The 25121-nt window shown below is 56.9% G+C and carries 17 protein-coding genes; 6 read left to right on the top strand and 11 right to left on the bottom strand.

The window, feature by feature from the left end; translation table 11 throughout:
* Positions 1-123: 123 nt before the first annotated feature.
* From hrpA to FZF01_RS14795, 3 genes are all read right to left on the bottom strand, one after another.
* Positions 124-4017 (bottom strand): ATP-dependent RNA helicase HrpA, encoded by a 3894-nt coding sequence (gene hrpA / locus FZF01_RS14805; protein WP_150278991.1) that lies wholly within the window; start codon positions 4015-4017, stop codon positions 124-126.
* Positions 4018-4114: 97 nt separating this feature from the next.
* On the bottom strand, positions 4115-5803 hold the full coding sequence (gene fadD1 / locus FZF01_RS14800; RefSeq protein WP_150278990.1) for a long-chain-fatty-acid--CoA ligase FadD1: 1689 nt from the start codon (positions 5801-5803) through the stop codon (positions 4115-4117).
* A gap of 268 nt (positions 5804-6071) precedes the next feature.
* Complete coding sequence (locus FZF01_RS14795) at positions 6072-7757, bottom strand: long-chain-fatty-acid--CoA ligase (RefSeq protein ID WP_150278989.1); 1686 nt, start codon at positions 7755-7757, stop codon at positions 6072-6074.
* A gap of 207 nt (positions 7758-7964) precedes the next feature.
* Between FZF01_RS14795 and FZF01_RS14790 the strand changes: the two genes are divergently transcribed.
* Both FZF01_RS14790 and FZF01_RS14785 read left to right on the top strand, forming a co-directional pair.
* Entirely contained in the window at positions 7965-8927 is a 963-nt protein-coding gene (locus FZF01_RS14790; RefSeq protein ID WP_150278988.1) for an alpha/beta hydrolase, read from the top strand.
* Positions 8914-9384 (top strand): MaoC/PaaZ C-terminal domain-containing protein, encoded by a 471-nt coding sequence (locus FZF01_RS14785; RefSeq protein WP_150278987.1) that lies wholly within the window; start codon positions 8914-8916, stop codon positions 9382-9384. Before FZF01_RS14790 ends, FZF01_RS14785 begins: the two co-directional genes overlap by 14 nt.
* 135 nt (positions 9385-9519) lie before the next feature.
* On the opposite strand, the gene FZF01_RS14780 is transcribed toward FZF01_RS14785, so the two are convergent.
* The 3 genes from FZF01_RS14780 to FZF01_RS14770 all read right to left on the bottom strand — a co-directional run bounded on the left by FZF01_RS14780 (position 9520) and on the right by FZF01_RS14770 (position 12804).
* A complete protein-coding gene (locus FZF01_RS14780) occupies positions 9520-10698 on the bottom strand; it encodes a vWA domain-containing protein (RefSeq protein WP_150278986.1) in 1179 nt (392 codons plus the stop codon).
* Positions 10699-10729: 31 nt separating this feature from the next.
* Positions 10730-11575 (bottom strand): AAA family ATPase, encoded by an 846-nt coding sequence (locus tag FZF01_RS14775; RefSeq protein WP_150278985.1) that lies wholly within the window; start codon positions 11573-11575, stop codon positions 10730-10732.
* A 155-nt stretch (positions 11576-11730) separates the two neighbouring features.
* Positions 11731-12804 carry a DUF748 domain-containing protein gene (locus FZF01_RS14770; RefSeq protein WP_150278984.1) on the bottom strand — a complete coding sequence of 358 codons (1074 nt, stop codon included), beginning with the start codon at positions 12802-12804 and terminating at the stop codon, positions 11731-11733.
* Between the two features lie 116 nt (positions 12805-12920).
* Here FZF01_RS14770 and aceK point away from each other — a divergent pair, with 116 nt between their 5' ends.
* The 3 genes from aceK to FZF01_RS14755 all read left to right on the top strand — a co-directional run bounded on the left by aceK (position 12921) and on the right by FZF01_RS14755 (position 15942).
* On the top strand, positions 12921-14624 hold the full coding sequence (gene aceK, locus FZF01_RS14765) for a bifunctional isocitrate dehydrogenase kinase/phosphatase (protein WP_150278983.1): 1704 nt from the start codon (positions 12921-12923) through the stop codon (positions 14622-14624).
* Between the two features lie 307 nt (positions 14625-14931).
* Complete coding sequence (locus FZF01_RS14760) at positions 14932-15138, top strand: cold-shock protein (protein WP_028615072.1); 207 nt, start codon at positions 14932-14934, stop codon at positions 15136-15138.
* A 222-nt stretch (positions 15139-15360) separates the two neighbouring features.
* Positions 15361-15942: a TetR/AcrR family transcriptional regulator gene (locus tag FZF01_RS14755; protein WP_150278982.1), complete on the top strand. Its 582-nt coding sequence runs from the start codon at positions 15361-15363 to the stop codon at positions 15940-15942.
* A 68-nt stretch (positions 15943-16010) separates the two neighbouring features.
* On the opposite strand, the gene FZF01_RS14750 is transcribed toward FZF01_RS14755, so the two are convergent.
* On the bottom strand, positions 16011-16385 hold the full coding sequence (locus FZF01_RS14750) for an MFS transporter (RefSeq protein ID WP_150278981.1): 375 nt from the start codon (positions 16383-16385) through the stop codon (positions 16011-16013).
* Between the two features lie 70 nt (positions 16386-16455).
* Here FZF01_RS14750 and FZF01_RS14745 point away from each other — a divergent pair, with 70 nt between their 5' ends.
* On the top strand, positions 16456-18465 hold the full coding sequence (locus FZF01_RS14745) for a S9 family peptidase (protein WP_150278980.1): 2010 nt from the start codon (positions 16456-16458) through the stop codon (positions 18463-18465).
* Here FZF01_RS14745 and FZF01_RS14740 read toward each other — a convergent pair.
* From FZF01_RS14740 to putP, 4 genes are all read right to left on the bottom strand, one after another.
* Positions 18449-21550, bottom strand: coding sequence for an efflux RND transporter permease subunit (locus FZF01_RS14740; RefSeq protein WP_150278979.1), 3102 nt, complete (start codon positions 21548-21550; stop codon positions 18449-18451). The genes FZF01_RS14745 and FZF01_RS14740 overlap by 17 nt on opposite strands.
* Positions 21551-21555: 5 nt before the next feature.
* Positions 21556-22734: an efflux RND transporter periplasmic adaptor subunit gene (locus FZF01_RS14735; protein WP_150278978.1), complete on the bottom strand. Its 1179-nt coding sequence runs from the start codon at positions 22732-22734 to the stop codon at positions 21556-21558.
* 44 nt (positions 22735-22778) lie between these two features.
* Positions 22779-23414: a TetR/AcrR family transcriptional regulator gene (locus tag FZF01_RS14730; protein WP_150278977.1), complete on the bottom strand. Its 636-nt coding sequence runs from the start codon at positions 23412-23414 to the stop codon at positions 22779-22781.
* A 165-nt stretch (positions 23415-23579) separates the two neighbouring features.
* Positions 23580-25055 carry a sodium/proline symporter PutP gene (gene putP, locus FZF01_RS14725; protein WP_150278976.1) on the bottom strand — a complete coding sequence of 492 codons (1476 nt, stop codon included), beginning with the start codon at positions 25053-25055 and terminating at the stop codon, positions 23580-23582.
* Positions 25056-25121 lie beyond the last annotated feature (66 nt).

Raw genomic sequence — 25121 nt, 5'->3', positions numbered from 1 at the left:
GCAGGTGGTAATACCCTGGCCTGACTTCAGGCCGTACGCTAAAAATGGCTCAAAGACGAAGCATAATGCATACAGACGTTCAGTTCACTCCATTGGTCACCAATGACCGACGCTACACAACGATCAGGCGGGGATCTCCTGCCATAATTTGGACAATCGCTTGGCCGATACGGGCATGCGCGTACCCAGTTGTTGAGCGAACAGAGAAACGCGATATTCCTCGAGCATCCAACGCCAGGTGAGCAGAGCATCATCCAGGCGCCCTTCCTGGCGGTGCTTGAGCTCCCGGGCCTGATGCCTTGCCACTAGCTCTTGCAGTTCTTCGGTCCAGACCCGGTCACGTTGCACCTGGCCCGGAAGCTTGTCGAGTCGCTGTTCGATCGCCTGGAGGTACCGGGGATACTGCATCAACCATTCTGCCGGCACGTCCCGTATAAAGCCCTTGAAGAACAGCGCGGCCAGTTGCGCACGAATATCGTTAAGCGCAATCGCATGGGCCAGATCGATCTTGCCCTTGAGGCGTTTTTGCAAAGAGTGCCAGCCCTTGAGTATCGCCAGGGTTTCCGCTGCCAGCTTCTCGGCCGCCGCCACCCATTCTCCACGCCCCTGCTCCAGGCTTGATGCCAGCGCCGCCGGATCGCGCGGCAGGGGCTGATCCGGGGGCAGAAACACACGATCCACCGCCGCTAACAACACATCGTCAGTCAGCTGTTGCTGGCTGCCTAGCTCTCGGTAGTAGATAGCAGCATCCTTCAGGGCCGAACATTTCTGCCGCAGGAAGCGAGCCTGCTCGTTCAACTCGGCCAGCAGAAGGCGTTGCACGCCACGACGGTGCGCCTGCAATGCCTGATTCCGGGTATCAAACAATTGCTCCTGAACCTGATCCCCCTCCTCAACCCAGGCTGGCCAGAAGGTCACTTCTATGCCGGCCTGGTTACGCACCAGGCTCTCGGGTAAAGCGTAGCTGCCGGCTACCTGGGTTTGCTGCTGCGGGCGACTGGCAGGGGTGGGCATTGGCCTATCCTGCACCTGCCCGGCCAACTGGCTGCAAAGCGCGCTGTAATCACGCCCCTCGGCAATCACTTTCCCTTCGGCGTCGACCACTTCGATATTGGTCAACAGGTGCGGCTCAAGCTCGATATCTGCCCAGGCCTGCTCATCTATCCGCGTACCAGTCATCCGGGTCAGCTCGCGCCCCAGGGCCTGGGTCAGATTCCCCTGAGCAAAGGGCATGCGCTCCATCGCAGCCCTGACAAAATCCGGAACCGGTACAAAATTGCGCCTGAGGGCTTTAGGCAAGCCACGTACCAATGCCACGCACTTGTCGAATAAAAGACCAGGCACCAGCCAATCAAGACGCTCCGCTGGCATCTGTCGCAACAAGGGTGCCGGTACGCGCATGGTCACACCGTCACGGGGATGGCCGGGCTCGAAATGGTAGCTCAGCGGCAGCGCGACCTGCTGCCAGCGCCAGGCATCGGGGTACTGCTCGGCAGTCACCTCACCGGCATCACGTTGCAGCAATTCCTCCCGGGTCATGTGCAGTAGTCGGGGGTTTTCTCGCTGGCCGGTTTTTATCCAGCGTTCAAAGCTGGCCAACTGGTAAATTTGCTCGGGCAAATGACGATCAAAGTAGGCATACAGGGTTTCGTCATCGACCAGAATGTCCCGCCGGCGTGCCTTGGCTTCAAGCTCATCAAGTTCGGCGAGCAATTGTTGGTTGGCTTTGTTGAACGCCGCGCGGCCATGCCATTCTCCGAGCACCAGGGCCTGACGGATGAATATCTCCCGGGAGGCTACCGGATCGATGGGGCCGTAATGCACCTTGCGGTGCGGCACTATAATCAAGCCGTACAAGGTCACCTGTTCGTAAGCAACCACCTGCCCACGCTTTTTCTCCCAGTGCGGTTCACTGTAACTGGTCTTGACCAGATGCCCGGCAAGCGGTTCGACCCATAGGGGATCGATCTTTGCCGCCAGTCGTCCATACAGACGACGGGTCTCGGTAAGTTCGGCGACCATAACCCACGGCGGCCGTTTTTTGGCCAGGGCCGATGATGGGTGCAGCATGAATCGACGCTGGCGCGCCCCCAGGTAATCACCCTCTTCAGTCTTGTTGCCCAACTGGCTGAGCAAACCGGCCAGCAAGGCCTTGTGTACCGCCTCGTCCCCAGCCGGCTGACTGTTGCGCTCCAGCTTCAGATCACGGCAAGTTAATACCAGTTGGCGGTGTGTTTCGCGCCATTCGCGCAGGCGCAGAAAATTCAGGAAGTTGCGCCGGCACCAGCTACGCAACTGGCCCTGGGTGAGCGCCTGGCGCTGTTCTTCAAAACCGCGCCACAGGTTTATAAAGGCGACGAAATCCGAGGTCTCTTCACGCCATTGAACATGCGCCTGGTCTGCTGCCTGCTGTCGTTCCAGGGGGCGTTCCCGAGGGTCTTGCACGGTCAAGCCGCTAGCAATGATAAGGACTTCTTCCAGACTGCCGGTGCGGCTCGCTTCCAGCAACATTCGGCCAATCCGAGGGTCCACGGGCAACCGGGCGAGCTGGCGACCGTCATCGGTAATGACACCTTCCCGATCAACCGCACCAAGCTCCTGCAACAGGGTAAAGCCGTCGCTGATCGCCCGACCTTCGGGCGGCTCGATGAAGGGAAAATCTTCAATGCGCCCAAGCCGCAGATGCAGCATCTGCAGGATCACTGCGGCCAGGTTGGTACGCAGTATCTCCGGATCGGTAAATTCCGGACGGGTATTGAAATCCTCCTCGGCATACAACCGCACGCAAATACCCGGCGCGACCCGGCCACAGCGGCCCTTGCGCTGGTTGGCACTGGCCTGCGACACCGCCTCCACTGGCAAACGCTGCACCTTGGAGCGCGGGCTGTAACGACTAATGCGCGCTTCGCCCGGATCAATCACATAGACAATGCCCGGCACCGTGAGCGAGGTTTCCGCCACGTTGGTGGCCAGCACCACGCGTCTGCCCGCATGGGAGGCAAAGATCTTCTGCTGCTCGGCAACCGACAGGCGCGCATATAACGGCAGGATCTCGGTATGGCGCATATTGGCCTTGCGCAAGAACTCGGCCGTATCGCGAATCTCCCGCTCGCCCGGTAAAAACACCAGGGCATCACCCGGCGGCTGACCATTGGCACGCTCATGCTGCTCCAGCTCCTGCAGCGCGGCCACAATGCCCTGGTCGATGCTCAGGTCCTCTTCAACCTGATTACCCTCCTCGTCCATTTCAGCAGTCAAAGGGCGATACCAGACGTCCACCGGATAGGTACGGCCTGACACTTCGATGACCGGGGCATTGTCAAAATGAGCGGAAAAGCGCTCCAGATCGATAGTGGCCGAAGTGATGATTACCTTCAGATCAGGGCGCTTGGGCAGGATGCTCTTCAGGTAGCCAAGAAGGAAGTCGATATTCAGACTGCGCTCGTGTGCTTCATCAATGATCAGCGTGTCATAGCGCTGCAGGAAGCGGTCGTTCTGGGTCTCGGCCAGCAGGATGCCATCGGTCATCAGTTTGATCAGAGTGGTATCGGAGCTCTGGTCGGTAAAACGCACCTGGAAACCGACCAGCTCGCCCAGGGGCGTGCCTATCTCTTCGGCGACCCGGCTGGCAACACTGCGCGCCGCCAGACGACGCGGCTGGGTATGGCCTATGAGGCCGCGAGTGCCCCGGCCCAGCTCCAGACAGATCTTGGGGATCTGGGTGGTCTTGCCAGAGCCGGTTTCACCGGCAACGATGACCACCTGATGGGCTTCGATGGCCTCGCGTATCTGTTCGCGACGCTCGGCAATCGGCAACTGGTCGTCGAACCGCATCCTTGGGATGCTGTTCCGACGGGCTTCCACGCGCGCACAGGAGCGCTGGAATTGTTCCAGCCACCTGGCCTCACGCTGGGGGTCGGATTGCTTGGCCAGTTGCTGCAACTGGCGCTGCATACGGTGGCGATCGGCAGCCATGGTCTGGTCGAGATTGGCCGTCAGCGCGGTTAAATCGGTCATCGTCGGAATCTGTACCTGCCTGATAAAAAAAGCCCCGCCAGGGCATGACTCTGGCGGGGCCCTGTTGCTGCGGCAAGAACCGCAGCGCTAGTGCATTCTACTGGTTGGCGGCCTTCTTCAGTTCCTCGTCGCGCAATTCGCGACGCAGAATCTTGCCAACATTGGTGGTCGGTAGCGCGTCGCGGAACTCGACATACTTGGGCACCTTGTACGCTGTCAGGCTATCACGCATTTGCGCTTTCACTTGATCCTCGGTCAGCTCGGCGCCTGGCGCCTTGACCAGGAACACCTTGATCGCTTCACCCGACTTCTCATCCGGCACACCTACCGCGGCACACTGGGCTACACCGGGAATAGCGGCCATCACATCTTCCAGCTCATTGGGATACACGTTGAAGCCCGAGACCAGGATCATATCCTTTTTGCGGTCGACAATGCGCAGGTACCCATCTTCCTGAATAATCGCGATGTCACCTGTCTTCAGCCAGCCCTCGGCATCGAGCATTTCATCAGTGGCTTCCTGACGCTGCCAGTAGCCTTTCATTACTTGCGGACCCTTGACGCACAGCTCGCCACGCTCACCTAGTGCCACTTCGTGCCCGTCATCATCGATGATCTTGCACAGGGTCGAAGGAACCGGAATGCCGATGGTACCCAGCTGGATATTGTCGATCGGGTTCACGGTAGCCAGCGGGCTGGTTTCAGTCATACCGTAACCTTCACATACAGCGCAGCCGGTGATCTTCTTCCAGCGTTCGGCAGTGGCCTGTTGCAATGCCATGCCGCCGGACAATGTGACCTTGAAATGGCTGAAGTCGAGATTACGGAAGGCCTCATCATTGCACAGGGCGACAAATAGCGTATTCAGGCCGACAAAACCGGAGAAGGGTACTTTTGACAACTCTTTCACAAACGCCGGAATGTCTCGCGGATTGGTGATCAGGATATTGTGGTTACCGCTGATCATCATCGCCATGCAATGAAAGGTGAAGGCGTAGATGTGATACAGGGGCAGCGGACAGATGATGGTCTCTTCGCCGTCCTTGATCGTAGAGCCCATCATGGCCTTGGCCTGGAGCATATTGGCGACCAGGTTGTGGTGAGTCAGCATCGCGCCCTTGGCCACGCCTGTGGTGCCCCCGGTGTATTGCAGCACGGCAATATCCTGAGCTCCGGGTGTCGCCTCCTGGAAGGTCTGATTCTTGCCTTTGGCCAGTGCGTCGTTGAATTTGATTGCCCCGGGAATGTTGTAGGACGGCACCATCTTCTTGACGTGCTTGACGACAGTGTTGACCAACAGGCGCTTGAGCGGCGGCAGCATGTCGCCCACTTCAGTGATGATGACCTGCTTGACCCCGGTTTTGGGTACGACCTGCTCTGCCAGATGCGCCATGTTGGCCAGACAGACCAGCAGCTTGGCGCCTGAGTCATTGAACTGGTGTTCCATCTCGCGTGGGGTGTAGAGCGGATTGGTGTTAACCACGACAAAACCTGCGCGCATCGCACCGAATACTGCTACGGGGTACTGCAGGACGTTGGGCATCTGAATGGCGATCCGGTCACCGGGCTGCAAGCCACTGTTTTTCTGCAAATACGCTGCAAACTGACCCGAAAGCGTATAAAGCTCCCCGTAGGTGATGGTCTTGCCGAGATTACTGAAGGCAGGCTTGTCGGCGAAACGCTGACAGGAGTGTTTGAGAACATCGAGAATGTTGGCGTATTGATCCGGATTAATCTCGGTGGGGATACCAGCGGGATATTTGTCTTTCCAGAAATTCTCAAGCATGGATGCCTGCTCCTGAGCGTATTCGTCGGGGCGTACCGGCCCAGAAGGCGGCGGTCGCATTTGTTTTATTCGTGACTGTAACGGCTTTTTTGGTCGAAAAGCCGCCGAAGACTAGCAGTTTTTACCTGCTCAGACCAGCATCCTGAAGCACTGGGATAACCGAGTCGAACATGCCGGGCACAGACAACAAAAACCGCCGGTTTTATCCGGCGGCTCTTGTGATACGCAAACCATTACGGCTGGCAACGATGAAGTTAAAGCGGGTAAATCAGACGTCTCGCAATTCGCGGCGCAGGATCTTGCCCACTGGTGTCATCGGTAAAGATTCACGAATTTCAAAGTGCTTGGGAACCTTGTAGCCAGTGAAATTGGCACGGCAGTAAGCCTTGAGCTCTTCGATAGTCAGATCCGGTGAGCTGGGCACCACAAACAGCTTCACGGCCTCGCCTGACTTCTCGTCAGGCACACCAATAGCAGCAGCGTTGGCTACCTTGGGGTGAGCTGCAACCACATCCTCTATTTCGTTGGGGTACACGTTGAAGCCCGAAACGATAATCAGATCCTTGATCCGGTCAACAATAGCAACGAACCCGTCCTCGTCAATAACGGCTACGTCGCCGGTTTTCAGCCAACCATCGGCATCGAAGCTTTCCTTGGTGGCGTCATCGCGCTGCCAGTAGCCCTTCATGACCTGAGGGCCCTTGACGCACAGCTCGCCGCGCTCGCCGATGGGCAGCTCGTTACCTTCCTCGTCTACCACTTTCAGGGCGGTGCTCGGTACCGGCAAACCTACGGTACCCAGGCGCGCCAGACCGCCGCCGGGGCTGGAACACACTACCGGCGAGCACTCGGTCAGGCCATAGCCTTCGCCGATACGACTGTGGGTTTTCTTTTCCCAGCGCTCAGCAGTAGCCTTGACCAAAGCAGTGCCGCCGGAGGTGGTGCCCTTGAGGTGAGAGAAATCGATCTGATCAAATTCGGGATGCTCCATCAACGCGACGAACAGGGTGTTAAGACCCATCATCGAGGAGAACTTCCACTTTTTCAGCTCCTTGACGAAGCCGGGAATATCGCGTGGATTGGTGATCAGAACGTTGTGGTAACCGGCCAGCATCATGCACATGCAGTTCGCGGTAAAAGCGAAGATATGGTACAGCGGCAGGGGGCAGATGATGATTTCGCTGCTGTCACCCATGATTTTTTCACCGCTCTCATCACGCTGCTGAAGGTTGGCGTAAACCTGCAGCATGTTAGAGACGATGTTGCCATGGGTGAGCATCGCACCCTTTGATGGGCCGGTGGTGCCGCCGGTGTACTGCAATACAGCGACGTCATCGTGAGTCTTGTTAACCGGCATGGGAGCCTTGCCCTTGCCTGCCTTTAGCGCCGCCTTGAACGACACTGCCTGGGGCAGATTGAACGAGGGCACCATTTTCTTCACTTTCTTAACGACTGTGTTGACCAGCCAGCCCTTGGCTGCCGGCAGCATATCGCCCATGCGAGCCTCAAAGAGATATTTGAGATCAGTGTCGGGTGCTACTTCCTCAACCAGGTGGCCGAACATGTTCATGTAGATGAGTGCCCGGGCGCCGGAGTCCTTGAATTGGTGGCGCATTTCCCGCGCGGTATACAGCGGGTTGGTGTTGACCACGACAAGTCCGGCTCGCATCGCACCAAAAACGGCAACGGGAAACTGGAGAACGTTAGGCATCTGGATGGCAATGCGGTCACCCGGTTGCAGGTCGGTCTGGGTCTGCAGGTAGCCCGCAAAATCGGCGGACAGTCTATCGAGATCACCGTAGGTGATGGTGGTATCCATGTTGGTAAAGGCAGGACGATCCGCGAACTGTTTGCAGGAGCGCTCAAATACATCAATGATGGAACTGTACTGTGTAGAGTCGATCTCGTTAGGCACGCCGGGCGGGCGTTTGTCATTCCAGAACGATGCTTGCATTATTGTTGTCCTCTTTCCCCGTGTTGGTCTGGCGGGATGAAAACTGAGCTCATCCCGATACAATTATTCCGCTGATTCCCCTTGCTTGACATACAGGCTTGTCAGTCGGCTCACGTCTATGCGTAACTCACAAAATTACCAGCATTGGACGAAAACACAAAATGCTGCCGCGTTTCATTTGGTATACGCATCAGGAGAACAATAATAATGCACGTCCAGACCGATTGGTTGACTGCTGCAGATCAGCAGAAGCTGTTCGTTTATAAGTGGTTACCAGGTACCGCTGAGCCTCGCGCCTGGATACTGATAAGCCACGGCATGGCTGAGCATGCGGGCCGTTATGAGTGGCTGGCAAAGCAACTGAACGGCGCCGGCTATGCGGTGCTTGCCCTGGATCAGCGCGGCCACGGGCAGAGCATTACTGACCAACCGGGACAATTCGCTGACTCTGATGGTTGGCGCAAGGTGACCTCGGACATCGACGCCCTGCGCCAATACGCACTCGCCCTGGCGGACGGCCTTCCCGTCTTTCTTCTGGGCCACAGCATGGGCTCCTATATCATGCAAGGGCACATGATGACCCACGGAGCAGGACTGGCCGGCGTTATTCTCAGCGGCAGTAACGCCCACCCCCCTGCGCTTAGCAGGATTGGCAAAATCGCAGCTGGTATCGAAGGCCGACTGCGTGGCTGGAACAAGCCCGCCGAGACACTCGGCAAACTGAGTTTTGGCCAGTTCAATAATGCTTTCAGACCCAATCGGACCGAATTCGACTGGCTCACTCGCGATCCCGTCCAAGTTGATGCTTATATAGCCGACCCTTTGTGTGGCTTCAACTGCACCGCCCGGCTTTGGCAGGACCTGTTCGGCGGCCTGCTAGAGATCGCCGATACCAGACAATTGGGCCGGATACCTTCGGCCTTGCCTGTTCATATCATCGGCGGCAGTGCTGATCCGGTAAGCGTCGGTACAGGCCTGGCCAAGTTGCAACAGCGACTTATCAAAGCAGGGCTGACAGCTGTAAGTCTGCGGTTGTATGATGATGCGCGCCATGAAATATTCAATGAAATCAACCGTGAACAGGTAGTACGTGACCTGCTCGATTGGCTGGCAAAGCATATGCCGGTCGCTTCCTTCCCCGCCTTGGAGCCTACAGATGCCACAGCTTGAAAACCGCACTTACGATGAATTGAACCTGGGCGACACCGCTTCGATTACCCATCTGGTCACCGAGCGAGACCTCACCCTGTTTGCTGCGGTATCGGGTGATACCAATCCGGTGCATCTGGACGAAGCCTTTGCCGCAGCGACGCCATTCAAGGGCCGCATTGCCCATGGCATGTTTTCCGGCGCCCTGATCTCCGCCGCGGTCGCCTGCGAAATGCCGGGGCCGGGCACCATCTACATCGGACAGGAAATGAGCTTCATGCGCCCGGTACGCCTGGGCGACGAGATTCGGGTGGAGCTGGAGATACTCGAGAAACTACCGAAGAACCGCGTGAAGATTGCCACACGGGTATTCAATCAGGACAACAAGCAGGTGGTGGATGGCGTAGCGACAGTAATGGCGCCGACGGAGAAGGTCAGTATCGAACGGCCGACGCTGCCGGAGGTGACAATCGGCTAAGAGCTGCAAGCTGCAAGCTGCAAGCTGCAAGCGTTGTCAGGATGAGCCCGGGGTTAGATCGGTCAAGCGCAATTCAACGCTCAATCACAAAAACCTCAGTTTCCACCTGACCGCCTGCAGCTAGGGACTTGCCGCTTATTTGCTGAGAAACTTCATCCCCTCTTCCAACCCTTCCAGCGTCAAGGGATACATCCGATCCTCGATCAGGTCGCGAACGATGCGTGTCGAGGTGGTGTAGTCCCAGGTATCCCTGGGGTACGGATTAATCCAGATCATCTTCTTGTATTTCTCCATGAACCGCTGAATCCAGACGTGGCCGGCTTCCTCGTTCCAGTGCTCCACGCTACCACCCGGCTGGGTAATTTCGTAGGGCGCCATGGCTGCGTCACCGACAAATATCACCTTGTAGTCCGGGCCGTACTTGTGCAGCAGATCCATCGTGGCGGTTCGCTCGTTGGTCCGGCGCAGATTGTTTTTCCAGACCGACTCGTAGGGGCAGTTGTGGAAGTAGAAGTACTCAAGGTGCTTGAACTCGGTTCTGCAGGCGGAAAACAGCTCTTCGCAGACCTTGATGTGCGCATCCATGGAGCCACCGATATCGAATAACAGCAGCAGCTTGACGGCGTTGCGCTTCTCCGGACGCATCTGGATGTTCAGCAGGCCAGCATCCCGAGCGGTGTGGTCGATAGTGCCATCAATATCCAGTTCGTCCGGCGAGCCCTGACGAGCGAACTTGCGTAGGCGCCGCAGGGCTACCTTGATATTGCGCGTACCCAGTTCGACCTGATCGTCCAGGTTCTTGTATTCGCGCTGATCCCAGACTTTTGCTGCCTTGCCCTGCCTTTTTCCGGCATCGCCAACGCGTATGCCTTCGGGATTGTAGCCGCCAGAACCGAAAGGACTGGTACCGCCCGTGCCAATCCATTTATTGCCGCCGGCATGACGCTCCTTCTGTTCATCAAGGCGTTTCTTGAACTCCTCGATCAACTTGTCCAGACCGCCCAGGGACTTGATCTTCTCGCGTTCCTCGTCGGTCAGCATTTTCTCGAATTCCTTGCGCAGCCAATCCTCGGGGATCAGTGCCTCGAGAAGTTGATCGAGATTTTGCAGACCATTGAAGTACGCGCCGAAGGCCCGGTCGAACTTGTCGAAGTGGCGTTCATCCTTGACCATCACGGTACGCGCGAGATAGTAGAACTCGTCCATATCGGCAAATACGACATGGTGCTTGAGCGCACGAATCAGATCGAGCAGCTCGCGTACCGATACCGGTACCTTTGCTGCCCGCATTTCATTGAACAGGCCCAAGAGCATGGGCTTCCCCCTTCTTAGCGGATCTGACTTCTCAGCGGTTCTGACGACGTGTCATGAATGCCAGGCGTTCGAGCAGCTGCACGTCCTGCTCGTTCTTGACCAGGGCGCCATAGAGCGGCGGAATGGCCTTGGTCGGATCACGGTCACGCAGCACTGCCTCGGGAATCTGGTCCGCCAACAGCAACTTGAGCCAATCCACCAGCTCCGAGGTGGAGGGCTTCTTCTTCAGGCCGGGCACCTTGCGCACGTCGAAGAAGATGTCCATGGCTTCGGCAACCAGTTCTTTGCGGATATCGGGGAAGTGCACATCAACGATACGCTGCATGGTGGTGCGATCGGGGAAGGCAATATAGTGAAAGAAACAGCGGCGCAGGAAGGCGTCAGGCAGCTCTTTCTCATTGTTCGAGGTAATAATGATGATCGGACGCTGCTTGGCCTTGATAGTCTGATTGGTCTCGTAGACATAGAACTCCATCTTGTCGAGTTCCTGCAACAGGTCGTTGGGGAATTCGATGTCGGCCTTGTCGATCTCGTCGATCAGCAGAATGGAGCGCTCCTCAGACTCGAATGCCTCCCAGAGCTTGCCCTTCTTTATATAATTGGCAACGTCATGCACCTTGTCGACACCCAACTGGGAGTCACGCAGACGGCTCACCGCGTCGTATTCATACAGGCCCTGATGCGCCTTGGTAGTCGATTTGACGTGCCAGGTGATCAGTTTCATGCCCATCGACTCGGCCAACTGTTCGGCCAGCATGGTCTTGCCCGTACCGGGCTCACCCTTGACCAGCAGGGGCCGCTCCAGCGTGATGGCGGCGTTGACCGCCAGTTTCAGATCGTCTGTGGCTACGTAGGAAGGGGTACCTTCGAATTTCATTCCGGCTATCCTCAAGGTAAGTCAGGGCGTGGTATCGCCTGGGACATGCAATACCACCAAAGTTGACTGACGACTATAACGTGAGCGCGGGCGCAGTGTGAACCGATGCGTAGTATTCAGTCACTGAATGATATGCCTTTGCCCGTCCATCCGACTTAGCCATCCTGCGGCTCTCGGCTATCGAAGCCGGAGCTGAAGGCTTCGATAAAACCGTTTCGTAGAATGCCTAAAAAAGCCTGGAGGGGACTGACCTCGGTATCGTTCAGGGTACCGCCGAGGGTGACACGGGTGGCCAACTGATCTTTGCGCTGATTCTTCAGAATGGATTCCCCGCCTCCGACCAGTGCCTCCCATATACCCCGCAGAATTCCCTTGTCCTGATTCTGGATATCCTGCTCGAAGTCGAAGATCTCCACATCACGCATTAGCGGTTTGATATAGCCTTCAAGTTCACCACCCTCAACCGAGGCTTCGATTACCAGCTCACCACTACCTGCCTGGAAATCAAAATTGCCGTAGGCTGAAGCAAAGTCGTTGAGCCGCGGCAGCTCTACCTCGGTGAGCCGCAGTCTGAACGCGAAGTCCTCCATGCGTACCAATGGATCGAATGCAGCCTCTGCTTCCATCGGTGCATGCCCAAGAAACGTGCCTGTCCCCTCCATTGACGCATCACGAGTCCCTTCAAGGTCTTCAGCTGTGCTCAAATTATAAATAGTCAGATCCACATTATTGGCATAGAGATTCACCTGCGGTTCTGTACTGAAATTCCGCAAAGCCAGAACACCATCAACTATCTGCAACTCATTCATCGTGATCGGCAACTGGTCCTGCAGGGTTTCTCGCCAGTCAACGCCCTCCCCGACCTGCTTGTCCTGCTCGTTCTGGGCGTCTACGAAGGTCAGTTCCGGCTCGGTGAAGCGAACCACCGCCACCAACGCACGTTGTTCCCACAAGGTTTTCCAGCTGATCGCTATATCAATCAAGGGGGCCTGGAGCAGCGGTGCCTGCACGTTTCCTTCGATCTTCTCGATACGCAGGTTGTGCAATTCATAGGCGCCTTGCCACCAGAAAAGCTCTACTTCCTCGACACTCCCGGTGTAGTCGCCCATCTGTGCCATATTGTCATTCAACAGATAGCGAACCAGGTGGGCCAATGACAGGTGCAGGATCACCAGGAGAATAATGATCGTCGCTACCACGCCAAAGGTTATGCCGTATTTCTTTCTCATCAACAGATCCTTTTGTTCCGCTATTAATACTGGCTGACTATCCGCATCTCACTCTTTCGCCAGGATGCCAGACTGGCTATCCTGATGGCATTCTCCTACTCAGGTTCGATCACGCCATGCCTTTCAGCCCTGCTACCCTCGCTCAACACATTCTCGACGGATTCGACAGTTACCGCCAAGGCTTTCGCGAGATCACGGCCGGTGCCCGGCGTCGTTTCGAGGAGGCACGCTGGACCGAAATCCAGGAAGCTTCTACCGCGCGCATCAACCTGTATGAGGAATGCGTTGCCGCCACTTCTGCTGCACTCGAACACAATCAGGCCGCCAGCAATATATTGGATGTGTCCGTCTGGCCCCGGATCCGGCTGGCCTATATAGAACTCATTGCCCAACGTTTTGATGACGAGCTGGCGGAGACTTGGTTCAATTCAATTTTCACCAGCCTGCATCACCATGATCAGATCAGTGATGAGACCATGTTCGTGCATACCACGCGTCCTCCGGGACGCCCGCCGTCGCGTATTCCGCTGACGCGGGGTTTCATTTCGGACGGCTCCCTGGACAATCTTGTGCACCAGGTACTGGATGAGCACAAGTTCAGTACACCCTGGGTCGACTATGCCGCTGACTGCAAGATGATTGTAGAGCAGTTGCAAAAGGGCCTGCCGGACTGGGCACAAAATGATCGTGGTCTGACGATAGAGTTGGTGCAGTCGGTGTTCTACCGCAACAAAGGGGCCTACCTGGTGGGCCGCGTGCTCAGCCAGAACGAACAGTGGCCGTTCGTGCTACCACTGATTCATCAGGATAACGAAGGCATCAGTGTTGATACCCTGATCACCGACGAATCCCAGGTATCGATCATCTTCTCGTTTACCCGTTCCTACTTCATGGTTGAGGCGCCAGTACCAGCAGAACTTGTGGCATTTCTCAAGCGACTGCTGCCGGGCAAGCATATGGCCGAGCTTTACACGGCAATCGGCTTCTACAAACAGGGCAAGTCGGAATTCTATCGCGCCCTTATCTCACACCTGGCTACCAGCGAAGATCGTTTCATGATGGCCCCAGGCGTGCGCGGCATGGTGATGAGCGTGTTCACCCTTCCCGGCTTCAATACCGTGTTCAAGATCATCAAGGACAAGTTCGCCCCTTCCAAGAATATTGATCGGGCGACCGTCATCGATCGTTATCGTCTGGTCAAACGTCACGACCGGGTAGGACGCCTGGCTGACACCCAAGAGTTTGCTGACTTCCGCTTCCCCCGCGAGCGCTTCGAGCCGGAGTGTCTGGCTGAACTGCTGGAGGTGGCGGCGTCCACGGTCATAGATGAGGGAGATGTGATCCTGGTTCGTCATTGCTGGACAGAGCGCCGCATGACGCCATTGAATATCTATCTTGAAAACGCCACCGAAACCCAGACCCACGAGGCACTGCTGGATTATGGCAAAGCCATCAAGGAACTGGCTGCTGCCAATATCTTCCCGGGCGACATGCTGCTGAAGAACTTTGGTGTTACCCGCCACGGTCGCGTGGTGTTCTACGACTACGATGAAATCAGCTACCTGACCGAAGTCAACTTCCGGCACATACCCGAAGCCGTGTACCCCGAGCAGGAAATGGCATCCGAGCCCTGGTACTCGGTGGGACCCAATGATGTATTCCCGGAGGAGTTCCCCGTTTTCCTGTTTGCTGATATCAAGCATCGCAGGGCCTTTACCAAGATACATGGCGACCTCTTTGACGCTGACTTCTGGAAGGGCTTGCAGGACCGCATCAAGGATGGACAGGTACTGGACGTATTCCCCTACCGCCGTACCTGAAGGATGGATTCCGACGAGTGGCAGCCCAATTACAAATAAATTTCGCTTAAAGGGTGTTATTTCTTCAATCTGTCGTATACTGAGTTTCGTTCATTTTGTACCGGCAGGCACTGAACGAGCCAGGCGAAAGCCCAGCTTGACAAGGCCAGCACTAAGGTGCAAAGTGAGCGCGTAGGTTTTCAAGATAGAGTAGTAGGCTGCAAGCGCACTTTTCAGTACGTAAGTTTGTCATTCTCGTAATCTTTGATTCCCCGCGCTTTAATTGAGCAATGCTCAAGTTTTTTTAATTTGATAGGAATTATCCGAAATGGCAACTGGTACAGTTAAGTGGTTCAACGACACTAAAGGCTTTGGCTTCATTACTCCAGACGGCGGTGGTGATGATTTGTTCGCCCACTTCTCCGAAATCAAGGTTCAGGGCTTCAAATCCCTCGCCGAGAACCAGAAGGTGTCTTTCGACATCACTACTGGTCCTAAAGGCAAGCAAGCAGCAAACATTCAGGTTATCGGTTAATTCCGAAGCTTGACTGAAAAACCCGGCTCCGGCCGGGTTTTTTATTGCCTGAAATTTGGCTACCCTCCTTCTCTTCTACAGCAAAAAAAACTCGCCTGAAAAGACCTTAAGTCGTACCCTATTGCCCATCAGGAAGGCCGTTTGGGGATCACCCGACGTTGCTTTTACCCGTGTTGCCTTTTCGCAACCCGCCACCAGGACGTCTAAGAGGGGGTTCCCGCAGTGGAAAGCACCGAGTCAAAAAAAATCGAAGATAACCGCAAGCTGACCATCTTCCGCGCCGCCGAAGCCATCGTCAGTGAGCGCGGCGCGTCTCAGTTGACCTTTTCCAGCCTCAGCGAGCGCACCGGCATCGATCAGGCCGATCTGGAGACGCTGTTTCCAGACCGTGAAGCCCTGCTGGCTGCCATGATCGAGCACCGCCTGGAGCGTTTCCGGGTTCGCTGGAGAGCCTATGAGAGCGTTCTGCCAGACGAGCCCATGCGCGAGCTCAAATCGCTGCTGCTGAGCAATCTGAGCGAGTCAAATGAGGAAAAGAACCTGGATTCGGCGATCCTTGCTGCAGCCGCCAGTAATCCGGAATTGCTCCAGACCACCTCTGACGATGTACAGGGGCTGTTCCATATACTCGCCGAGTCTCCGCTAGGTCTGGCTCAGGCAAGTATTCTGTTTTTCTCGGTAAGGGGCTATCGCCTGTTTGAACAGATTGGTATCTGTCCGATGACCGATCTGCAGCGCAGCGAGTTTCAAGAGCAGATCATGCGACTGGCCAGAACGCTGTACGAGCAGAAAACTGAAGAGTGAGCTCTAGCCCGGCGCCGCTGATTTACACAGCGGCGCCATGCGATATGCAGGCAGGGATACAGACAAATTCAGTGCTGACCCCGAGCGTAACGGGTTTCAACCGGGCGCCAACGGATCCAGGCCGCACGCAACAACGCGAAAACGATGTAAACCGCCAGCGCAACGCCCATCACCAGGCTGATGTCACCCAGCATTCGCGCCTCGTTATCACCGGTATCAAGTATGCCATCGAGCAGCAGGATTATAATGCCCGGCGCTTGTGCTGATCCCATCGGATCCACCTTGACTGGAGTGAACAACAGCACTGCCATCGCCACCCACAGTGGCTCGCGCACGAACCACCAGGCAATCCAGCTGGTCATTTTCCACCAGACCAGCCAGCCACATGCGGCTGCCGCCAGGTAGACCAACCAAACTGTCTCGTACTCTGATTCATTGAACATCGGGCAAGTCACCGTCGCTTGATGGAGTGTGCGGCTATAATAGCTTTTTTATCCAGGGAGTCCCAACCAGATGCCAATTCCAGCGCGCCGCGACACCACAGCCGATCCTTATGCCTGGCTAGAGGAGCGCGACAGTCCGGATGTTCTGGCATATCTTGAAAGTGAGAATCAGCTCACCGAAGACTGGTTGCGTGAACATGATGATCAGCGCGATATTCTGTTCAATGAAATACGCGGCCGTATCCGCGAGACGGACATGTCACTGCCCGGCATATGGGGCGCATGGCTTTACTATCAGCGCACTGAAAAAGACGCGGAGTATCCCCGCTTCTATCGTTGCCAGCGGCCGGCTGATAACAGCCTGGAGATTGATAGCGAAAGTGAGAGCTTGCTGCTGGATCTGAACGGGCTCGCTGGCGATGGCTTTCTGCAACTGGGCGACTACTCGATCAGTCCAGACCATCAATGGCTGGCCTACAGTCTGGATCGCCAGGGCGACGAAACCTACAGTCTGTATCTGAAGCATATCCATAGCGGCGAAACTACCGAACTGCCGCTCGATCAGGCTGATGGCAGTCTGATCTGGGCTGCGGACAGCAGCTTCCTGTTCGCTATCAGCATGGATGAAACCTCCCGCCCCGCGCACCTCTGGCGCTTGCATCCAGAGCAGGCGCCGGTACATCTGTTTCATGAGACCGATCAGCGATTCTATCTGCACGTTTATCGCAGCAGCAGCGAACAATGGCTAATGCTCGCGAGCTCGAGCAAGAACACCAGTGAAATACAGGTTCTGCCGGCTGACCAGCCCGAGGGTACGTGGAGACTCATGGCGCCCCGTGTTGATGGGCATGAATATCACGTGGACCATGGCCCCGACGGCCTACTGATCCGTAGTAATGCCGAGGGTGAGAACTTCTGTCTGTACTGCGCAGATCCGCGGCATCCGGCCCAGGACAAATGGCAGCGCCTGGTAGCGACCGATCCAGACCGCACCCTGGAGGACTTCAGCGTGCAGTCCGCGGGGCTGCTGTTGCACTATCGTGATCAGGGCCTGGTCACTCTGGAGGTGCGCCCCGCTGAAGCGCCCCACTACGTAGTCAACATGCCCGATGCGGTCTATAGCCTCCACGTACAGGGTGGCGAGGAGTACAAGAGCGATCAGGTCCGGCTACGCTACGAATCCCTGAATCGACCTGCACAGATCCTGGCGCTGCACCTTGCAACCGGTGCACAAAAGGTGCTCAAGCAGGTACCTGTCGAGGGTGAGTTTGATGCCCAGGATTATGAAGTCATTCGCGAATGGGCGGTCAGCGCCGATGGCACTCGCGTTCCGATCAGCCTGGTCAGATTGCGCAACGCCAAGGCGGGACCTGCTCCGCTTTACCTCTATGGCTACGGCTCCTACGGCGCAAGTATGGATCCATGGTTTTCCCATGCGCGGCTGTCGTTACTACAGCGTGGCTGGCAGTTCGCGATTGCCCATGTGCGCGGTGGCGCAGACCTGGGTGAAGGCTGGTACCAGGCGGGTAAGCTGGAGCACAAGGAAAATACCTTCAGTGACTTTATCGCCTGCGCAGAGCAACTGATCGCTGCCGGCTTTACCAGCAAACGCCAACTGGTCATCGCTGGCGGTAGTGCGGGCGGACTGCTGATCGGCAACGTGATCAACCAACGCCCTGGGCTGTTTGCCGCAGCAGTCGCCGACGTCCCCTTCGTTGACGTATTCAACACCATGAGTAATCCGGAGCTTCCGCTAACCGTGGGCGAATACGAGGAATGGGGTGATATGCGCGATCCGCTGGTGGCAGCACGGGTCGAGAGCTACGCACCCTATGAGCAGGTCAAGAGGCAGGATTACCCTGCCCTGTTCGTCACTGCCGGCTACCACGACATGCGCGTACAGTACTGGGAGGCAGCCAAATGGGTTGCCAAACTGCGTCACAGCAAGACTGACAACAACCCTTTGCTCCTGCGCACCCAGATGAGCGCAGGCCATGGTGGCGCCAGCGGGCGTTACCAGGCCATGCGCGAACTGGCGGAGGAATACAGCTTCCTGCTGGCGGTCATTCCCGACGCTTGAAGCCGCGCTGCTCCAGCAGCATGTAGAACACTGGAACGAAAATCAGTGCCAGGGTACTGGCGGCAAGCATGCCGCCAACTACTACGGTACCAATTTCCTGGCGGCTCACCGCACCGGCACCAGTACTCACTGCCAACGGCAAGCTGCCGATGATGAATGTCAGCGCAGTCATCATGATCGCCCGAAAACGCTGGCGGGCCGCTGTCAGTGCCGAATCGAAGGGCGACATACCCTCCTTGCGGTTCTGTGCGGCAAACTCGACGATCAGGATCGCGTTCTTGGCCGCCAGACCTATGAGTACCAACAGACCGACCTGAAAATAGATATCGTTGGGGAAGCCGCGCAACATGGAAGTCACCACGGCGCCAAACACCCCGAAGGGGATCGCCGTGGCGACCGCCAAAGGCAGACTCCAACGCTCGTACTGGGCAGCCAGGATCAAAAACACCATCAAGATGCCAAGGGCAAAGGCAATGGCCCCGGATGAAGCCGAGTCCACCAACTGGTAGGCCTCGCCTACCCAGCCCAGCTGCGCCTGTGGGCCAAGGGTATCAGCGGCAACTGCCTGCATGGCCGCCAGTGCATCGGCAGTATTGTAGCCTGGCGCAGGGTCGGCGCTAACCTTGGTGGCCGGGTACAGGTTGAAACGGCTGACACTGTCTATGCCCTGGGTTCGCCGCAGGTTCACCACCGAATCGAGTGGAACCAGTTCACCGCTGCCAGCACGCACAAAGACCTTGCCGAGATCCTCGGGATCACTGCGGAACTCGCCCTCAGCCTGCATGTTCACCTGCCAGTTACGGCCTTCGAGGGAAAAGTCGTTTACATACAGCGCGCCGAAGGTACTGCGCATGGTGATGAAAATATCATCAATGGCGATACCCATGGACTTGGCCTTGTCCCAGTCCACGGTGGCATCATAGCGCGGTATGCCGACATCGACCGCAGCGCGAACGTTGGTCAGTTCCGGACGCTCATTGGCTGCAGCCACAAGGCGATCAGCCTCGGCCTTGAGGACCAGCGGATCGCTATCGCCGAGTATCTGCAGGTAGCCTTCCACACCACCGGTCAGGGACAGGCCCATGATAGGCGGCGGCACGAAGGCAAACACATTGGCTTCCTGCAGTTCGGCGCCCAGCCCGGCGATGCGGTTGGCTACCGCCTGTGCGCTATGCTCCTGGCCGGGGCGTTCATCCCAGTCGATCAGCGTCACAAAGGATACGCCGGTATTGGTCCGCAAGCCGCGGTTGAGAATATCGAAACCGGCAAAGCTGGTGACGCCCTTGATCTCTTCCATCGCGACAATCTTTTCGCTGACCTCCTCGCGTACCACCTCGGTCCGACCCAGGGCCGATACCGGCGGTAACTGGTAGACCGCTAGCAAGAAGCCCTGATCTTCCTGGGGTACCAGGCCGCTGGACATCCGGTCGAGAAGAAACAGCGTCGAGCCGATCAGCAGCGCAAAAAGCACCAGTGTGATCTTCGCATGCACCAGCATCCAGCCAACCACCGCTGCAAAACCATCGGTAAGCCGGTCGAAGCCGTCGTTGAACCAGGCGAAGCCGCGCGATGGCTCTGTCTGGGCTCGGTCAAGCAAAATCGCACACATGGCCGGGGTCAACGTCAGGGCAACCACACCGGACAGCGCTACCGAGACTGCAATGGTGACTGCGAACTGGCGATATAGCTCACCGCTCAAGCCACCCAGAAAGGCCACCGGAGCAAATACTGCGACCAGCACCAGGGTCGAACCTACAACGGCGCCGGAGACCTGCTGCATGGTCTTGCTGGCCGCCTCGTAACTGGAGAGCCCTTCTTCCTTGATCAGGCGCTCGGCGTTTTCCATCACGATAATCGCATTGTCGACCACCACCCCGATCGCGAGGATCAATCCGAACAGCGTCAGCAGATTGACCGAGAAACCGAACAGCTGCATACCAGCGAAGGTTCCGATCAGCGATACGGGTATGGCCACCAGCGGAATCAGCGTGGCCTTGAGATGCTGGAGAAACAGAAAGGTGACTAGAAGTACCAATGCCAGTGCCTGGACCAGGGTAATGATCACCTCGCGAATCGACACATCAATAAAGATAGTGGTGTCATAGGGGATATCGAAGCGCAGATCCCCGGGAAAATCAGCAGAGATTCGCTCCATCGCCTGCCGGACATTTTCCGCGGTTTCCAGGGCGTTGGCGCCCGGCTGCAGGTAAATGCCCAGTGGCACGGCGTTCTTGGCATTGAAGGTTGCGCTGAAATCATAGCTTTGCGCGCCCAGCTCGGCACGGGCCACATCCCCCAGACGCAGGGTGCGCCCCTCGACATCACTGCGCAGAATAATCTGCTCGAAAGCTTCCGGGGTAGTCATCCGCCCTGGAGTGCTGACGCTATAGGTGAAGCTCTGACCTGGCGGCGAGGGCTCCGCACCTATTCTGCCGGCGGCGAACTGGGCGTTCTGCTCGCGCAGCGCGGCGGCGACGTCGCTCGGCGTCAGGTCATATTCTGCCAGCTTGTCTGGCCGCAGCCATATGCGCATGGAGTAATCCTGAGCACCAAATAGCGCGGCATTACCTACTCCGGGCAGGCGCACCAGCTCATCAAGTACGTTGAGCAGCGCATAGTTGCTGATTTCCAGGGTACCCATCTGCTCCTGTTCGGATGACAGGGTAATGACCTGCAGAATCGACGTCGAGCGTGCCTGGACCTGCACACCCAGATTACGCACTTCCTGAGGCAGGCGCGCGGTAGCACGCTGCACCCGGTTGTTGATATCAATGGTAGCCTGGTCCGGATCGGTACCGATCTTGAAGTGGACGGTCAACTGCATTGCCCCGGAGTCTGCACTGTAGGACTCCATGTACAGCATGTTGTCGACACCATTGATCGCCTGCTCAAGCGGCGCCGAAACGGTTTCGGCAATGACGCTGGCGCTGGCTCCGGGATAGCTGGCCTGCACGACGATCTGCGGCGGCACTACCTCTGGATACTGTTCTACAGGCAACTGGGAGAGAGAAGCACCACCAGCTATCAGGATCAGGATAGACAGAACGGTGGAAAAGATGGGCCTATCAATAAAGAACTGCAGCATAGGAGCTACTCTCCCCCAGCTGTAGCGGCGTCATCGGAATCTGCAGCGGCATTGCTCATCTTCACGGCCATGCCGGGCATCAGACCCACCTGACCGTTCACCACAACACGTTCACCGGGCTGGAGCCCCTCAGAGATGATCTGACGATCATCGATGATAGCCCCAAGCTCCACCGCACGTTTTTCCACGGTGGCGTTGTCCTTCACCACATATACCTGTGGGCCTTGAGCATCAGCGCCTACTGCCTGGGTGGGCACTGTTATCTGGTTCTCATACCGCTGTAGCACAAGACGCACGCGCACGAACTGACCAGGAATCAGTTGGCGGTCGGGATTGTCAAAAACCGCACGCAGGGTAATGGTGCCGGTGGCACTATCGATGTTGCTGGAGGTGAAATCGATGTTGCCCGGCAGGCTGTATTCAGACCCATCGGCCAGTTCCAGGCGCACTGTGGCGCTCTGACTTTCCTCTTCGAGCTGCGACGCCCGCTGGACAGCCGCGTCCTTCTCCGGCAATGCGAATAGAACGTGGACAATGTCCTGGCGGGTGATGGTCGTCAGCAAGGCACCAACTGCCAGTACGCTGCCCTCAGGCAGCACTTCAAGGCTGGTGCTTCCAGCCATCGGGGCGCGCACCTGGGTGTAGGAGAGGTTGAGCTTTGCCTCATCCAGGCGCGCCTCGGCCTCCGCCAGGCCAGCACGGGCAAAATCCAGTTGCGAGTTGAGCCGATCCCGCTCACTGGCGCTTATGGCGCCGCGCTCGAACAACTGCTGGGCACGGTCCCACTCGCGCTCGGCCTGACGCATCTCAGCCTGTGCGTTGGCCCGTGACGCCTTCGCCTGCTCTGCGACAATCTGCAGAGGCTCAGGGTAAATGATGAACAGCAGATCCCCTTCTTCGACCTGGGCACCTTCACGATAGACACGCTCCTGCAGAACCCCCGGGATACGCGCACGCACTTCCACTTCACGTGCCCCGCGTACCCGCGCTGGATACTCACGCATCAACTCGACATTCGTCCGCTCGACTTCCTCCACTGTGACCAGAGCCGGAGGCCGCTCGCGGGGCTGATCGGCAGACTCGCTGCCACAGCCGGCAAGCAAACCAAGCAATCCGAACACCGCCAGATAGCGGATCAGGGGACCGGGTGAAGACGGTACAGGTACCGAGGTAGCGCTTTGCATAAATCGATATCGCTCAATAGAAGGTGAAGAGGTATGTGCGTTTGTTATTGATGGGCATCAACGGGTTTCAAGACCCCGTGAAGAACCATGTCGAGCAACTGATCCGCGATAGCGACAAGGGATTCGTTACGTCCCGAAATGCGGTTGACCAGCACGCTCCCATAGGCCAGGTTGCCAATCACATCAAGCATTTGCTGCGGATCGGTTACACGGCAACGGCCACTGTCGATGAGCTGCTGATAAACATCGATCCAGGCCTGGCGGCGCATATCCGAATAGGCGAAATAACGTGGCTGGCCCACTCTTCTGAATTCTGCGGATTCGTGCACGAAAAGCTCTATAGCTTCGGGGTGAGACTGGAAAAAAGCCATGTAGGCCTTGAAGCCCTCACGCAGATGCTCCAACGGATCATTGACTGTGCGAACCGCGTCATCCACCTGGGCTGTCAAGCGTTGCATGACATCCTCGACTGCGGCTCGAAACAATTCGTCCTTGGTGGGGTAGAAACGATACACCGTTCCCTTGCCTACTTTTGCCAGGTCCGCGATCTGCTGTACTTCAGTGCAACGGAAACCCTGCTCGGAGAATACCTTGATGGCCGCCGCCAGAATTTGCTCACAACGCTCTGCCGCAGGCATACGGCCACGTTTGGCAGAAGATGCAATAGAATCGGAGGACATGACCCACACTCTCGGACTGACGCGTCAGTCCGTATTAGAAATCAGCGAGAGTTTGAATGCAAGATTGAAAGAGGGAAAGACTGTTGCACAATAAACCGCTGCCAGGGTCGACAGCGGTTTACTGGATGATGAAAGTGCGGGGCGGACAGCACCCCGCCTCGGTACCTAGTAGCGATTGGCTACCTCATCGAAGGTAGCTTCGATGGTGCTGGACGGTGGAGCACTCAGCAGAGTCGCAACCACGATGGCGATGGTCGCCAGGATCACGCCGGGCACGATCTCGTACAACCCGATAGTATCAATCTGCTTGTACACCACGACAGTGATACCACCAACGATGATACCCGCCAGCGCACCATTGCGGTTCATGCGCTTCCAGAACAGTGACAGAATCACCGCTGGACCGAAGGCAGCACCAAAGCCGGCCCAGGCATAGGACACCAGACTGAGAACAGTGCTCTCTGGGTTGAAGGCAAACATCAAGGCCAGGATCGCAATACCCACAACTGCAAAGCGGCCCACCCACACCAACTCAGACTGGGTGGCGTCACGACGGAACAGTGCCTTGTAGAAGTCCTCGGCGAGCGCAGAGGACGATACAAGCAACTGCGAATCCGCTGTGGACATGATTGCAGCCAGCACTGCTGCCAACAGAATGCCCGCAACGATCGGGTGCATCATTGCCTGAATCAACGCCAGGAATACGGTTTCAGCATCGCCAATACCGGCTTCGCCCAGATAACCGATGCCTACCCAGCCAACCATCAATGCAGCCACCAGACAAACGGCGGTCCAGAGTACGGCGATACGGCGCGCTGTCGGCAGCGCTGCATCATCGCCAATAGCCTTGAAACGAGCCAGGATATGCGGCTGACCGAAGTAACCCAGACCCCAGGCCAGCAGCGAAATGATCGCGACGAAGCCCAACGGGTTGCCTTCGACATCGTTGAAGAAGGTCAACAGTTCGGGATTACTGGCCGCCATGGCCTCCTGGGCATTACCCCAGCCACCCATGGAGTTGAGTGCCATGATTGGAACGATCACCAGTGCTGCAGCCATTAACAGACCCTGTATCACGTCTGTCCAGGAGACAGCCAGAAAGCCGCCAAAGAACGTATAGGATACGATTACCAGCGTACCGACGATGACCGCTGTCTGATAATCCAGTCCGAAGGTACTTTCAAACAGCTTGCCTGCCGCAACCAGACCGGAGCTGGTGTAGAAAAGGAAGAACAGCAGAATGAAAATTGCCGAAATCACCCGCAATGCGCGGCTCTTGTCTTCAAAACGGAACTCGAAGTAGGCCGGAAGGGTCAAGGAGTCATTGACCGCATGGGAATAGACTCGCAAGCGCCTGGCAACGATCAGCCAGTTGAGATAGGTACCTGCTAGCAGACCCGCGGCGATCCAGGTGGCTTCATAACCAGCAGCCAATGCGTAACCGGGCAGCCCCAGCAGCAACCAGCCACTCATGTCCGAAGCGCCAGCCGAAAGAGCCGCTGTGCCAGGTCCGAGGGAACGTCCGCCCAAAATGTAGTCAGACAGGTTGGTGGTTCGTTTATAGGCGACGTAGCCAAGGGCTAACATCACCGCGATGTAGACCGCAAAGGTCGCACTCACAATGCCGATATTACCAGTCATGGGTTCTTCTCTCTTTTATAGTCGGACGGTCCCTGTCCTGTTATTGGTATGGGGAAGTACTGATCA

The organism is Halopseudomonas salina (genome assembly GCF_008641105.1).
Note: the sequence above shows the minus strand (reverse complement) of the source record. Positions and strands in the feature narration are given on the sequence as shown.